This window comes from Escherichia sp. MOD1-EC6819, from assembly GCF_002965765.1.
In the GTDB taxonomy this organism is placed as follows: domain Bacteria; phylum Pseudomonadota; class Gammaproteobacteria; order Enterobacterales; family Enterobacteriaceae; genus Escherichia; species Escherichia ruysiae.
In genome coordinates this window covers 110,342-123,117 of the sequence record NZ_PTRG01000009.1, presented here as the reverse complement: position 1 = coordinate 123,117, position 12,776 = coordinate 110,342, and the positions used below count along the sequence as shown (strand labels likewise).

The following is a 12,776-nucleotide window of genomic DNA, read 5'->3' as shown; positions in this document are numbered from 1 at the left end:
TTGAGGAAGTGTAGAAATTTTGTGCTGAAAATAAAAAAGCCGGGGCGACCCGGCAAAAACAAACATTACTGCATATTATTCGCTAACGAACCAGTCATCTGCGCTTTCCCATGTTTCTTGCAGAATTTCGCTAATGCGCTGTTTATCTTCTTTTGTTGCGCCAATAACCGATAAATTATTAGCTGCGGCATAACGAACAGAAACATGACCTTCGTTATCAGGAAACGCATATTGAATACGGCGGGAAAGTTCAACTGCCAGAGCGTCAATGGCTCCGGCAGGTAATGGAGAAGTTTTCGCTATGGTGACTTCAATTCTCATAATAGCCCCCTGTTTAATATACTGGTTATTTATACAGGCAAAATAACCTAATGACAACAGGGAACTACGTTTTTTATTGTTTAACTGTCCAGCGTACTGTTTCTCCGGCCAGGAATGGCACCAACGTGTCGTCAGTCAGAGCGATGCTTTCAGCCACTTTCTGCTCTTCGCGTACCAGTTCAATAAACGATTCGTTGACTGGCAAACCATAGAACTGCGGGCCGTTTAAAGAACAGAATGCTTCAAAGTGCTGTAACGCATTCATTTCTTCAAAGACAGTGGCGTAACTGCCCAGCGCCGTTGGGGCATTAAAACAGCCGGCACAACCGCAGCTACTCTCTTTGCGATGACGCGCATGTGGCGCGGAGTCAGTCCCAAGGAAAACGCGACTAAAGCCACTGGCGACCAGTTCACGCAGCGCCTGTTGATGCACATTACGTTTGAGAATGGGCAGGCAGTACAGATGCGGACGTATGCCACCAACCAGCATATGGTTACGGTTAAACATCAAATGCTGGGGTGTAATGGTAGCAGCCAGCAGTTCATTACCGTCACGAACATATTCAGCGGCATCTTTCGTCGTGATGTGCTCAAAAACCACTTTCAGCCCAGCCAGACGTTGGCGTAGCGGCTCCATAACAGTTTCAATAAAGCGCGCTTCACGGTCAAAAATGTCGATGTCGGCGTGTGTCACCTCTCCGTGTACCAGCAGTGGCATACCCATTTTTTCCATTCGCTCCAGTACGGGCATGATAGCGTCAACCGACGTCACGCCGTGGCTGGAGTTGGTGGTCGCGTTTGCTGGGTAAAGTTTTGCAGCGGTGAACACGCCTTCGTTAAACCCTCGCTCCAGTTCGTCTGCATCCAGTGAATCAGTTAGGTAGCAGGTCATCAGCGGGATGAAGTCGTGCCCGGCAGGGACGGCGTCAAGAATACGTTGACGATAAGCCACGGCAGCTTCAACGGTCGTCACGGGCGGTGCCAGATTGGGCATAACGATGGCCCGACCATAGGTTTGGCTGGTATACGGCACGACAGTTTTTAACATGTCGCCATCGCGGAGGTGAAGGTGCCAGTCGTCTGGGCGGCGGATCTTTAATACCTGGGATGGTGCAGTCATTAATCTCTATGCTCCGGCTGAAGGGATGTTTTTGCCGGACACAAAGGATAAGCGGAAACGTTTTCCTTTGCACGAAAAATAAAGGGCGCGAATGCGCCCTCGTGTTTAATCAGTAAACGGAATGACAATTTCGCCAGGTTTCACCTCAATACCTTTCGCCAGTTTTTTCGCCATTGCTTCACCTTTGCTGCCATCTTCGCGCAGAATGTAAGCCGGTTGCTGGTTAAAGTAGTTGCGTAATGCCTGATTCAAATAGGGGAGCAACGTTTGCATCACTGTCTGCATTTTTTCCGGTTGTACCGTCGCATCGACCACTTCCATTTCCTTCAGGAAGATAGCGCCTTTTTCTTTATCGAAAACCGGCAGTGCTTTCAGTTTTAGTTTCATGGTCGCTTTCTGGCTGCCGAACAGGGAGTTCATATCCAGATTTGCATCCCCGGTTAAGGTTATCTTATTCGGCTCTTCGCGACCAATTTGGCTGGCCAGGTTTGTCAGAACAATATGGGCATCCGCTACGCCGGGCAAACCGATATCTTTCGAGAAATTATTATGTTTCTCAAGTGACTGGTTAATTTCTTGTTCGCTAATCGTGTACTGGGTGAGTTGATTACAGCCAACGAGCAGGCCGCTGACGAGCAATGCAGCGGCAAATAAAAACTTGTTCATGGTAGTCCTCGACATGAAATCTGCGTCAATATCCTGACACAACGCAGCATGTGCCACCAGCGTTAAACTCGCCAGCAGAAAAAACTGAATTCTGCGGCGGCAGGTAATAACAAGCTGTTAAGGCGTGTCAGGTTGACAGGGCGAGCAATGGTAACAGAAAGCATCGCGTTTTCAGGCGTCGCGTTCCAGCAACCGACGCGCCGCGCGTTTCTGGCTAAATTGCCAACCCAGCGCAAGGAAGGTGATTATGCCAATAATGCCCAACATCATCCACGGTAACTCTGGTTGTTGTGCCGACTTTCCCAGATCAAACAGCCAACCGCCGCCGATATAGCCAATAGCTCCGCCAATGGCCAGACCCAGACGGCTAAAACCCATATAGCTGCCGCGTGCTCGTGCATCCGCCAGCGAGGCACTTAAGGTTTCACGCGCAGGTTCGGCAATGATCGAACCGATATAAAACAGACAAATCAGGGTGAAAAGTTGTTGCAGGCTGCTGACCATGCCCACCGGCATCATGCTTAATGACATTATCAACAACCCAGCCATCAACCGGTGTTCCAGACGAAAGCGCCTTTCGCTCCAGCGAGCGATAGGGTAGAGCAAGGTTAAGGAGAGACATGCTTCAATGGCATACATCCATTTAACGGCAGAGGGCGCTCCGGCGACGTCGTTGACCATAATCGGCAGCATCAACATCACCTGAACGGCAAGCATGTAGTAGCCCGCCAGCGTCAGGACGTAGGTGACAAAACGTTTATCACGCATCACGCGAGCCATGCCTTCGCGGACTGGCGTGCGCACGGTAGAGAGTTTCCATGCCGGTAACAACCAGGCATTAAACGCTGCACACAGTACAAATAGAATCGCCCCTGTGGCGCAGACCAGGCGGAAATCATATTGCAACAGCCAGCTTCCCAACAAAGCGCCAATGACCGCACCGGCACTGTCCTGCATCATCAACAACGAGAAAAAGCGCCCACGTTGCTGCGGGCGAATCAATTTGACCACCAGCGCCGAACGCGGCGGATCGAAAAGAGTGCCGCCAAGACCTGAGAGAAGGCAGGAAAACCACAGTAACCAGGGCTCCTGGGCGATGCCCATAGTGGCGAATCCGGCGGCGCGCATCAGCATACCGGTGACAATCATTGGTTTAGCGCCAAAGCGGTCGGCAATTGCGCCGCCAAAAATACCCAACCCTTGCTGAATGAACTGACGCAGACCGAGGGCAATACCGACCATCACGGCGGCCCAGCCCATTTGATCAACGAAGCGGATGGAGATCAGCGGGAAGACAACAAAGAACCCCAGCACGACCAGCATATTATCGATGAGCAGGAAATATTTACCCAGGTTCCTCGCCTGCGACACGCGCGACATTTCCCCTCCTGGGAAATAAAAGATGAGCACTTTCTATTCTGCATGGTCGCTAATACTTTTCCCACAATTCCCGGGACAATATTTTTTTATCGAAAGCCCTCTTTGATAGAGAGTTTTTATCAAATATGTGAATAATGCAGGAAATGGCATTTTGGACTTTTCACAGGCTCTGGTTGCGCAGGTATAGTAATACTTACAGCGTATTAAAGACGTTACGGGAAGGAGTAGGTATAGAATGTTTGGCTATCGCAGTAACGTGCCAAAAGTGCGCTTAACCACGGACCGACTGGTCGTGCGTCTGGTGCATGATCGTGATGCCTGGCGGCTGGCGGATTATTACGCAGAGAATCGCCATTTCCTCAAGCCCTGGGAACCAGTGCGCGACGAAAGCCACTGCTATCCTTCAGGCTGGCAGGCCAGGTTAAGCATGATTAATGAATTTCATAAACAAGGTTCTGCATTCTATTTTGGGTTATTCGACCCGGATGAGAAAGAGATTATTGGCGTTGCCAATTTTTCTAATGTGGTGCGAGGATCTTTTCATGCCTGCTATCTCGGTTATTCGATTGGGCAAAAATGGCAGGGCAAAGGGCTAATGTTTGAAGCCCTGACCGCCGCCATTCGTTATATGCAGCGCACCCAACATATTCATCGCATTATGGCCAACTATATGCCGCACAATAAACGCAGCGGTGATTTACTTGCGCGACTGGGTTTTGAAAAAGAAGGCTATGCGAAAGATTATTTGTTGATTGATGGACAATGGCGCGATCACGTACTGACGGCATTAACCACCCCAGACTGGACGCCCGGCCGCTAAGGAGAATCTCATGAAATATCAACTTACTGCACTGGAAGCCCGCGTGATTGGCTGCTTGCTGGAAAAACAGGTGACAACGCCGGAGCAATATCCGCTTTCTGTAAATGGTGTAGTAACGGCCTGTAATCAGAAAACGAACCGTGAACCGGTAATGAATCTGAGTGAATCCGAGGTGCAGGAGCAGCTGGATAATCTGGTCAAACGTCATTATTTACGCACGGTGAGCGGTTTTGGTAATCGGGTCACCAAATATGAGCAACGCTTTTGTAATTCAGAATTTGGCGATCTGAAACTGAGTGCCGCAGAAGTGGCGTTGATAACCACTTTGTTGTTACGCGGTGCCCAGACGCCAGGCGAATTGCGCAGCCGCGCGGCGCGGATGTATGAATTTAGCGATATGGCGGAAGTGGAGTCCACGCTGGAACAACTGGCTAATCGTGAAGACGGGCCTTTTGTGGTTCGCCTGGCTCGTGACCCGGGTAAACGTGAAAGCCGTTATATGCATCTTTTCAGCGGTGAGGTTGAGGATCAACCGGTGTTAACGGAGTCGTCGAACGCGGTTGACGGCGATTTACAGGCTCGTGTCGAAGCACTGGAAATCGAAGTGGCAGAACTGAAACAGCGTCTTGATTCATTGCTGGCCCATCTGGGAGATTAAAGTGAAAAAATTACGTATCGGCGTAGTGGGATTAGGCGGCATCGCGCAAAAAGCGTGGTTACCGGTGCTGGCGGCAGCATCAGACTGGACGTTACAAGGCGCGTGGTCGCCAACGCGTGAGAAAGCCCTGCCAGTTTGTGAAAGCTGGCGCATTCCCTACGCTGATTCGTTATCCAGCCTCGCCGCCAGTTGCGATGCGGTTTTCGTGCATTCAAGCACTGCCAGCCACTTTGAGGTTGTCAGTGCGCTGTTAAATGCGGGGGTGCATGTTTGTGTTGATAAACCGCTGGCGGAAAATCTGCGTGATGCCGAGCGGCTGGTGGAACTGGCAGCACGGAAAAAACTCACCCTGATGGTCGGTTTTAACCGCCGTTTCGCACCTCTCTACTGTGAGTTAAAAACGCAACTCGCTACGGCGGCCTCGCTAAGAATGGATAAGCATCGTAGCAATAGTGTCGGGCCGCACGATCTTTATTTCACGTTGCTGGATGATTATCTGCATGTGGTGGATACCGCGCTGTGGTTGTCTGGCGGTAAAGCCTCTCTGGATGGCGGCACGCTACTGACTAACGACGCTGGCGAAATGCTATTTGCCGAGCACCATTTTTCTGCGGGTTCTTTGCAGATTACCACCAGTATGCATCGCCGTGCCGGAAGTCAGCGTGAAGCCGTGCAGGCCGTGACTGACGGTGCGCTCATCGACATTACGGATATGCGTGAATGGCGTGAGGAGCGCGGGCAGGGGGTAGTGCATAAACCGATTCCAGGCTGGCAGAGTACCCTTGAGCAGCGTGGATTTGTTGGTTGCGCACGTCACTTCATTGAGTGCGTGCAAAATCAGACAGTTCCGCAAACCGCCGGTGAACAGGCGGTGCTGGCGCAGCGCATCGTTGACAAGATCTGGCGCGACGCGATGAGTGAATAAACCCTGTAACATCTGGCGGTAGCAATTCACCATAATCCAGGTAGACTATTCGCCTCTTTCAGCGCCTGCCTTGCAGGCGTTTTGCCCGTGGGTCTGGATTAGAACACCGATGAATTTATTAAAATCGCTGGCCGCCGTCAGCTCGATGACCATGTTTTCGCGTGTGCTTGGCTTCGCACGTGACGCAATTGTCGCCAGAATCTTTGGCGCAGGGATGGCAACCGACGCCTTTTTTGTCGCTTTTAAACTTCCTAACTTGTTGCGCCGTATTTTTGCTGAAGGAGCCTTCTCCCAGGCATTTGTGCCGATTCTGGCGGAATATAAAAGCAAGCAGGGTGAAGACGCCACGCGGGTCTTTGTCTCTTATGTTTCTGGTCTGCTGACACTCGCGCTGGCGGTTGTGACGGTTGCCGGGATGCTCGCCGCGCCGTGGGTAATCATGGTGACCGCGCCGGGCTTTGCTGATACTGCCGACAAATTTGCCCTGACTACCCAGCTATTACAGATTACTTTTCCCTATATTTTGCTGATCTCCCTGGCGTCGCTGGTGGGGGCGATTCTCAATACCTGGAACCGTTTTTCGATTCCGGCATTTGCCCCGACGTTACTTAACATCAGCATGATTGGTTTTGCGCTGTTTGCCGCGCCGTACTTTAATCCGCCTGTGCTGGCGCTGGCGTGGGCTGTAACGGTGGGCGGTATCCTGCAACTGGTTTATCAGCTACCGCACCTGAAGAAGATAGGCATGTTGGTTTTGCCACGCATTAACTTCCACGATGCGGGTGCGATGCGCGTGGTGAAACAGATGGGACCGGCGATTCTTGGCGTCTCTGTCAGTCAGATCTCCTTGATCATTAACACCATTTTCGCTTCGTTTTTGGCATCCGGTTCTGTGTCCTGGATGTATTACGCCGACCGTTTAATGGAGTTCCCGTCTGGCGTACTGGGCGTGGCGCTGGGCACCATTTTGCTACCGTCGCTGTCGAAAAGTTTTGCCAGCGGCAATCACGATGAATACAACCGCTTGATGGACTGGGGGCTGCGTCTTTGTTTCTTGCTGGCGCTGCCAAGCGCGGTGGCGCTGGGTATCCTTTCCGGGCCGTTGACCGTTTCACTGTTTCAATACGGTAAATTTACCGCCTTTGATGCGCTGATGACCCAGCGGGCGTTAATTGCTTACTCGGTGGGTTTGATTGGCCTGATTGTGGTGAAAGTGCTGGCTCCGGGCTTTTATTCCCGACAGGACATTAAAACACCGGTAAAAATAGCCATCGTCACGCTGATCCTGACGCAATTGATGAACCTGGCGTTTATCGGCCCGTTGAAACATGCCGGATTGTCGCTTTCCATTGGTCTTGCGGCTTGCCTGAATGCTTCGCTGCTGTACTGGCAGTTGCGTAAGCAGAAAATCTTCACCCCGCAGCCCGGCTGGACTGCGTTTCTGCTGCGTTTGTTGGTAGCCGTATTGGTGATGTCTGGCGTGCTGTTAGGTATGTTACACATCATGCCAGAGTGGTCATTGGGCACTATGCCCTGGCGTTTACTACGCTTGATGGCGGTTGTTGTCGCGGGGATCGCGGCATACTTTGCCGCGCTGGCGGTGCTGGGCTTCAAAGTTAAAGAGTTTGCCCGTCGGACGGTGTAATAATGCGTTCCGGCCTGCATTGCAGGCCGGAGAAAATCTTCAGATAGATATCTTTTTACTGCCGCGATGGGACGTTGAGGTTTGACCGTTAGCCCCGTACAGCGTCGGTTCCTGATGCGGTTTCAGCATCTCCAGCGCCTGTTGATTGCGCTCAATCTGTCCTTCCAGAAGCCAGCCGTTATGTTGATTTAACTGGCGCAGTTGCTGCGTTTTCACGGTAATTTCCTGCCATCGCTGTGTGATCTCGTCGCTGTTTACAGTATCCAGTGTTTGCCGACGTAACTGCTCAAGGTAATCCAGCGTTGCCAGCTGTGAGCTTTTTTGTTCTGTAGTCCATTGCAACTGGCTGCCGTTGATCTGCCCCATAGAGAGATGTTGTTGCTCTTGATCCATCACCATTTTAAGCTCGTTAAGCACTGTGGACATCTGGTCGAGGATCTCTGCAAGACGCGTCATAAGCCTATTTACTCAGTAAGTCTTGTTGTACTTCGCTGATCAGCGCGTCGGCAATTTTGCCGATATCCATTTTTAGCTCACCGTTACGAATCGCCTGTCTCAACGCTTCTACGCGTTCAAGATTGATATCACTGCTGCCTGGCTGCATCAATTTTGCCTGCGCATCGCTTAACGTGACGTTGGTGCTGGTGGCTGCGGTCGTTTTAGTCGAGCGGGTATTGGCTACCGGCGCGTCAGTGTTTTCGCGTGGCTGAACGGTGCTTACGGGCTTCAGAGGTGAAGTGCGGTCAATACTCATGGTTTATTCCTCATTGAGGGCGCTTTTATCATTTGTTGCTTATTTATCGGCAATAGTCGGTCAATCTTTAACAGCTTACAGGTTTATAAGAATATTCCCATCAGCATCCACCACGCCACTGACCACCTGACCCGACACCATGCGGACACGAGCATTTTGCGCGACGGCGGCATTGTTCAGTGCCTGACCTTCAGCATTGGCGCTGAATCCCTCCCCGCTGGCAATCACATTGACGCGTTGACCGGCTTTGACTCGCCAGGCCTGGCGCAGCATGGTTAGCTGTACAGGCTGTTCGGGCGCCAGATCGCGCAGGCTGACGGCATCAACAAGTTGATTGACATCCAGTACAGTACGCGGCGGTAAGGTATCCAGCCGTCCGTGTTTTAGTTTGACACTGCCAGATTCCAGTTTTCCCCCACGCACAACGGGCATCGCAGCAACCACATAATTTCCCGTGGCCTGCACATTAACCTGCAAATATCGTTTGTTGTTGCCGCAGCGCGCCAGCACATTCACATTGCCCCACAGGCGGGAATTGCTGGTCATCGACAGCAATGGCTGTTCACACGGAGGCAGTAAATGGGGCGCAGTACGAATAGAGACCCGGACTTCATCACTCAACCCTGCCAGTTGTGCGGCAAAAAAGGTTTGCAATTGTGATGTGAGATCGCCAGCCGCACTCAGCGGACTGAACAGTATCGCGATGATCACCATACAACGCTTCATTGCCAGCATTTTCACCTCCAGCCATTTCTACAGGCCAAATTGTACCCGCGCGTTGTGACCATCAACGGCATAAATAGCGACCCATTTTGCGTTTATTCCGCCGATAACGCGCGCGTAAAGCCTTTAAGCTGACGGCAGAATTTTGATACCTGCGGAGGAGATATGCTCGATAAGCTCGACGCCGCCTTACGTTTTCAACAAGAGGCGCTCAATCTGCGCGCCCAGCGTCAGGAAGTGCTGGCGGCAAATATCGCCAATGCTGATACCCCTGGTTATCAGGCGCGCGATATAGATTTTGCCAGTGAACTTAAAAAAGTGATGCAGCGTGGACGAGATGAAACCAGCGTGGTTGCGCTGACCATGACCTCAACGCAACACATTCCGGCGCAGGCGCTGACGCCTCCTTCCACAGAACTGCAATACCGTATTCCGGATCAGCCTTCGCTGGACGGCAATACCGTCGATATGGATCGCGAACGTACCCAGTTTGCCGATAACAGCCTGCAATACCAGATGAGCCTTAGTGCGTTGAGTGGGCAAATCAAAGGCATGATGAACGTTTTACAGAGCGGAAATTAACGGATGGCACTGCTGAATATTTTTGATATCGCCGGATCGGCGTTAACTGCTCAGTCCCAGCGTCTGAACGTGGCGGCCAGTAATCTGGCTAATGCCGACAGTGTGACTGGCCCAGACGGACAACCTTATCGGGCAAAACAGGTGGTGTTCCAGGTGAACGCCGCGCCAGGCGCTGCTACGGGCGGCGTAAAGGTTGCCGATGTTATTGAAAGTCAGGCTCCGGACAAACTGGTTTATGAGCCGGGTAATCCGCTGGCGGACGCGAAGGGCTACGTGAAAATGCCAAACGTTGATGTTGTCGGGGAGATGGTTAACACCATGTCGGCGTCGCGCAGCTATCAGGCCAACGTGGAAGTGCTTAACACGGTGAAAAGCATGATGCTGAAAACCCTCACGCTCGGTCAATAAAGGAGAAAGCCATGTCCATTGCGGTAACCACCACCGATCCGACAAATACCGGCGTCAGCACTACCAGCAGTAGTTCGATCACGGGCAGTAACGCCGCAGATTTACAAAGCAGTTTTCTGACCTTGCTGGTGGCACAACTAAAAAACCAGGACCCGACCAATCCAATGGAAAACAACGAGCTGACGTCGCAACTGGCGCAAATCAGCACGGTCAGTGGGATTGAAAAACTCAATACTACGCTCGGTTCGATTTCCGGGCAGATAGACAACAGTCAGTCGCTACAGGCCAGTAACCTGATTGGTCACGGTGTGATGATCCCCGGCACCACTATTCTTGCCGGAACCGGCAGTGAAGAAGGTGCGGTAACCACGACCACACCGTTCGGTGTTGAACTGCAACAGGCGGCAGACAAAGTCACTGCCACTATCACTGATAAAAACGGCGCGGTTGTGCGCACTATTGATATCGGTGAACTGACCGCCGGCGTCCACAGTTTCACCTGGGACGGTACGTTAACTGATGGCACAACCGCTCCAAATGGTTCTTATAACGTGGCGATTAGCGCCAGTAACGGTGGTACGCAGTTAGTGGCTCAACCGCTGCAGTTTGCTCTGGTACAGGGCGTGATTCGCGGCAACAACGGGAATACGCTGGATCTTGGTACTTACGGCACCACCACGCTCGACGAAGTACGGCAGATAATCTAAGCCTTCACATTTCAGGAGTCAGTCATGGCCTTTTCTCAAGCGGTAAGCGGATTAAACGCTGCCGCCACCAACCTCGATGTCATTGGCAACAATATCGCCAACTCCGCCACCTATGGCTTTAAATCCGGCACGGCTTCATTTGCTGATATGTTCGCGGGTTCTAAAGTGGGACTGGGAGTAAAAGTTGCTGGCATCACCCAGGATTTTACCGATGGCACGACCACCAATACCGGACGTGGTCTTGACGTTGCTATCAGCCAGAACGGTTTTTTTCGCCTGGTAGACAGCAACGGCTCGGTGTTTTATAGCCGTAACGGGCAATTCAAACTCGATGAAAACCGCAACCTGGTGAATATGCAAGGTTTACAGTTGACAGGTTATCCGGCAACCGGCACGCCGCCGACCATTCAGCAAGGGGCGAATCCGACCAATATTTCGATTCCAAATACCTTGATGGCGGCAAAAACCACCACCACGGCGTCGATGCAGATCAACCTGAACTCCAGTGATCCGCTTCCGTCGGTGACTACCTTTGATGCCAGTAATGCGGATAGCTATAACAAAAAAGGCTCGGTGACTGTTTTCGATAGTCAGGGGAATGCTCATGACATGAGCGTCTACTTTGTGAAGACCGGGGATAATAACTGGGATGTTTACACCCAGGACAGCAGTGATCCAACAGGCACAGCGAACCACGCAACGACGCTAGCGTTTAATGCCAATGGCATATTGACTTCGGGGGGGACAGCGAACATTACCACCGGCGCAATCAATGGCGCAGATCCTGCCTCATTCTCGTTAAGTTTCCTCAATTCTATGCAGCAAAACACCGGCGCAAACAACATTGTGGCAACCACGCAGGATGGCTACAAACCTGGCGATTTGGTGAGCTATCAAATCAACGATGACGGCACGGTAGTCGGTAACTATTCCAACGAACAAACCCAGTTGCTGGGGCAGATTGTGCTGGCAAACTTCGCTAACAACGAAGGGCTGGCTTCCGAAGGCGATAACGTCTGGTCTGCGACGCAATCTTCTGGCGTGGCGCTGCTGGGGACTGCCGGAACGGGTAATTTTGGCAGTCTGACCAACGGCGCGCTGGAAGCGTCCAACGTCGATCTCAGCAAAGAACTGGTCAATATGATTGTCGCCCAGCGTAACTATCAGTCCAATGCTCAGACCATCAAAACCCAGGATCAGATCCTTAACACGCTGGTTAACTTACGCTAATTGCTGACGGAATAGCTCAATGGATCACGCAATCTATACCGCAATGGGCGCCGCCAGCCAGACGCTGAATCAGCAGGCGGTGACCGCCAGTAATCTGGCAAATGTCTCGACACCGGGTTTTCGCGCGCAGTTAAACGCCTTACGTGCGGTGCCGGTGGAAGGGCTTTCTCTGCCCACGCGCACGCTGGTAACGGCGTCAACGCCGGGTGCAGACATGACTCCCGGCAAGATGGATTACACCTCGCGCCCGCTGGACGTCGCATTACAGCAGGACGGCTGGCTGGCCGTGCAGACTATTGACGGTAGCGAAGGGTATACGCGTAACGGCAGCATCCAGGTTGATCCCACCGGGCAACTGACGATTCAGGGGCATCCGGTGATTGGCGAGGCGGGACCGATTGCTGTACCGGAAGGGGCAGAAATCACGATTGCCGCCGATGGCACGATTTCGGCGCGGAATCCCGGTGATCCGGCAAATACCGTCGCGCCAGTGGGGCGTCTGAAACTGGTGAAAGCCACGGGCAGTGAAGTACAGCGTGGTGATGATGGTATTTTTCGTTTAAGTGCGGAAAGCCAGGCAACGCGTGGCACGGTGCTGCAGACTGACCCGACGTTGCGCGTGATGTCGGGCGTACTGGAAGGCAGTAACGTCAATGCCGTTTCGGCAATGAGCGACATGATTGCCAGCGCGCGGCGTTTTGAAATGCAGATGAAGGTGATCAGCAGCGTCGATGATAACGCAGGGCGTGCCAATCAACTGCTGTCGATGAGTTAATTCAACGATTGATGACATTGCAATAAAAGCGCGCGGACTATCCCCTCGCCCCTTTGGGGAGA

General features: G+C 52.2%; 16 protein-coding genes. 9 read left to right on the top strand and 7 right to left on the bottom strand.

Going from position 1 to position 12,776, the window contains the following annotated elements:
- Window positions 1-75: 75 nt before the first annotated feature.
- The 4 genes from dinI to mdtH form a co-directional block, all read right to left on the bottom strand.
- Window positions 76-321 carry a DNA damage-inducible protein I gene (gene dinI, locus A7Z06_RS14480; protein WP_001217767.1) on the bottom strand — a complete coding sequence of 82 codons (246 nt, stop codon included), beginning with the start codon at window positions 319-321 and terminating at the stop codon, window positions 76-78.
- A gap of 73 nt (window positions 322-394) precedes the next feature.
- Window positions 395-1,441 carry a dihydroorotase gene (gene pyrC / locus A7Z06_RS14475; RefSeq protein ID WP_000126572.1) on the bottom strand — a complete coding sequence of 349 codons (1,047 nt, stop codon included), beginning with the start codon at window positions 1,439-1,441 and terminating at the stop codon, window positions 395-397.
- Between the two features lie 105 nt (window positions 1,442-1,546).
- Window positions 1,547-2,107, bottom strand: coding sequence for a lipoprotein (locus A7Z06_RS14470; protein WP_010345626.1), 561 nt, complete (start codon window positions 2,105-2,107; stop codon window positions 1,547-1,549).
- Between the two features lie 171 nt (window positions 2,108-2,278).
- Complete coding sequence (mdtH, locus tag A7Z06_RS14465; protein WP_000092224.1) at window positions 2,279-3,487, bottom strand: multidrug efflux MFS transporter MdtH; 1,209 nt, start codon at window positions 3,485-3,487, stop codon at window positions 2,279-2,281.
- Between the two features lie 235 nt (window positions 3,488-3,722).
- Here mdtH and rimJ point away from each other — a divergent pair, with 235 nt between their 5' ends.
- The 4 genes from rimJ (at window position 3,723) to murJ (ending at window position 7,535) form a co-directional block, all read left to right on the top strand.
- Window positions 3,723-4,307 (top strand): ribosomal protein S5-alanine N-acetyltransferase, encoded by a 585-nt coding sequence (rimJ, locus tag A7Z06_RS14460; protein WP_000468197.1) that lies wholly within the window; start codon window positions 3,723-3,725, stop codon window positions 4,305-4,307.
- Between the two features lie 10 nt (window positions 4,308-4,317).
- Window positions 4,318-4,965, top strand: coding sequence for a YceH family protein (locus A7Z06_RS14455; protein ID WP_000877105.1), 648 nt, complete (start codon window positions 4,318-4,320; stop codon window positions 4,963-4,965).
- Between the two features lies 1 nt (window position 4,966).
- Window positions 4,967-5,890, top strand: a complete 924-nt coding sequence (locus A7Z06_RS14450; RefSeq protein WP_000736172.1) for a Gfo/Idh/MocA family protein — start codon at window positions 4,967-4,969, stop codon at window positions 5,888-5,890.
- A 109-nt stretch (window positions 5,891-5,999) separates the two neighbouring features.
- Window positions 6,000-7,535: a murein biosynthesis integral membrane protein MurJ gene (murJ, locus tag A7Z06_RS14445; protein ID WP_001050689.1), complete on the top strand. Its 1,536-nt coding sequence runs from the start codon at window positions 6,000-6,002 to the stop codon at window positions 7,533-7,535.
- 39 nt (window positions 7,536-7,574) lie between these two features.
- Here murJ and flgN read toward each other — a convergent pair whose 3' ends face one another.
- From flgN to flgA, 3 genes are all read right to left on the bottom strand, one after another.
- Window positions 7,575-7,991 carry a flagella biosynthesis chaperone FlgN gene (gene flgN / locus A7Z06_RS14440; protein ID WP_000197371.1) on the bottom strand — a complete coding sequence of 139 codons (417 nt, stop codon included), beginning with the start codon at window positions 7,989-7,991 and terminating at the stop codon, window positions 7,575-7,577.
- A 4-nt stretch (window positions 7,992-7,995) separates the two neighbouring features.
- The gene (flgM, locus tag A7Z06_RS14435) at window positions 7,996-8,289 is read right to left on the bottom strand and encodes a flagellar biosynthesis anti-sigma factor FlgM (RefSeq protein WP_000020870.1); all 294 of its coding nucleotides are present in this window, start codon (window positions 8,287-8,289) and stop codon (window positions 7,996-7,998) included.
- Between the two features lie 75 nt (window positions 8,290-8,364).
- Complete coding sequence (gene flgA, locus A7Z06_RS14430; protein ID WP_000880637.1) at window positions 8,365-9,024, bottom strand: flagellar basal body P-ring formation chaperone FlgA; 660 nt, start codon at window positions 9,022-9,024, stop codon at window positions 8,365-8,367.
- 153 nt (window positions 9,025-9,177) lie between these two features.
- On the opposite strand from flgA, the gene flgB reads away from it, so the two are divergent.
- Genes flgB through flgF form a run of 5 tightly spaced genes read left to right on the top strand, consistent with a single transcriptional unit; the run spans window position 9,178 to window position 12,714 of the window.
- Entirely contained in the window at window positions 9,178-9,594 is a 417-nt protein-coding gene (flgB, locus tag A7Z06_RS14425) for a flagellar basal body rod protein FlgB (protein WP_000884706.1), read from the top strand.
- Between the two features lie 3 nt (window positions 9,595-9,597).
- Window positions 9,598-10,002, top strand: a complete 405-nt coding sequence (gene flgC, locus A7Z06_RS14420; protein WP_001196460.1) for a flagellar basal body rod protein FlgC — start codon at window positions 9,598-9,600, stop codon at window positions 10,000-10,002.
- Between the two features lie 11 nt (window positions 10,003-10,013).
- Window positions 10,014-10,709 (top strand): flagellar hook assembly protein FlgD, encoded by a 696-nt coding sequence (flgD, locus tag A7Z06_RS14415; RefSeq protein WP_000020458.1) that lies wholly within the window; start codon window positions 10,014-10,016, stop codon window positions 10,707-10,709.
- A 24-nt stretch (window positions 10,710-10,733) separates the two neighbouring features.
- Complete coding sequence (flgE, locus tag A7Z06_RS14410; RefSeq protein ID WP_000885864.1) at window positions 10,734-11,939, top strand: flagellar hook protein FlgE; 1,206 nt, start codon at window positions 10,734-10,736, stop codon at window positions 11,937-11,939.
- Between the two features lie 19 nt (window positions 11,940-11,958).
- Window positions 11,959-12,714, top strand: coding sequence for a flagellar basal-body rod protein FlgF (gene flgF, locus A7Z06_RS14405; protein WP_000349350.1), 756 nt, complete (start codon window positions 11,959-11,961; stop codon window positions 12,712-12,714).
- The last annotated feature ends 62 nt before the right edge of the window (window positions 12,715-12,776 follow it).

Bases quoted from the DNA above. Each gene is read 5' to 3' on its own strand.
- dinI (WP_001217767.1), bottom strand. From the start codon at position 321: ATGAGAATTGAAGTCACCATAGCGAAAACTTCTCCATTACCTGCCGGA.
- pyrC (WP_000126572.1), bottom strand. From the start codon at position 1,441: ATGACTGCACCATCCCAGGTATTAAAGATCCGCCGCCCAGACGACTGG.
- A7Z06_RS14470 (WP_010345626.1), bottom strand. From the start codon at position 2,107: ATGAACAAGTTTTTATTTGCCGCTGCATTGCTCGTCAGCGGCCTGCTC.
- mdtH (WP_000092224.1), bottom strand. From the start codon at position 3,487: ATGTCGCGCGTGTCGCAGGCGAGGAACCTGGGTAAATATTTCCTGCTC.
- rimJ (WP_000468197.1), top strand. From the start codon at position 3,723: ATGTTTGGCTATCGCAGTAACGTGCCAAAAGTGCGCTTAACCACGGAC.
- A7Z06_RS14455 (WP_000877105.1), top strand. From the start codon at position 4,318: ATGAAATATCAACTTACTGCACTGGAAGCCCGCGTGATTGGCTGCTTG.
- murJ (WP_001050689.1), top strand. From the start codon at position 6,000: ATGAATTTATTAAAATCGCTGGCCGCCGTCAGCTCGATGACCATGTTT.
- flgN (WP_000197371.1), bottom strand. From the start codon at position 7,991: ATGACGCGTCTTGCAGAGATCCTCGACCAGATGTCCACAGTGCTTAAC.
- flgM (WP_000020870.1), bottom strand. From the start codon at position 8,289: ATGAGTATTGACCGCACTTCACCTCTGAAGCCCGTAAGCACCGTTCAG.
- flgA (WP_000880637.1), bottom strand. From the start codon at position 9,024: ATGCTGGCAATGAAGCGTTGTATGGTGATCATCGCGATACTGTTCAGT.
- flgB (WP_000884706.1), top strand. From the start codon at position 9,178: ATGCTCGATAAGCTCGACGCCGCCTTACGTTTTCAACAAGAGGCGCTC.
- flgC (WP_001196460.1), top strand. From the start codon at position 9,598: ATGGCACTGCTGAATATTTTTGATATCGCCGGATCGGCGTTAACTGCT.
- flgD (WP_000020458.1), top strand. From the start codon at position 10,014: ATGTCCATTGCGGTAACCACCACCGATCCGACAAATACCGGCGTCAGC.
- flgE (WP_000885864.1), top strand. From the start codon at position 10,734: ATGGCCTTTTCTCAAGCGGTAAGCGGATTAAACGCTGCCGCCACCAAC.
- flgF (WP_000349350.1), top strand. From the start codon at position 11,959: ATGGATCACGCAATCTATACCGCAATGGGCGCCGCCAGCCAGACGCTG.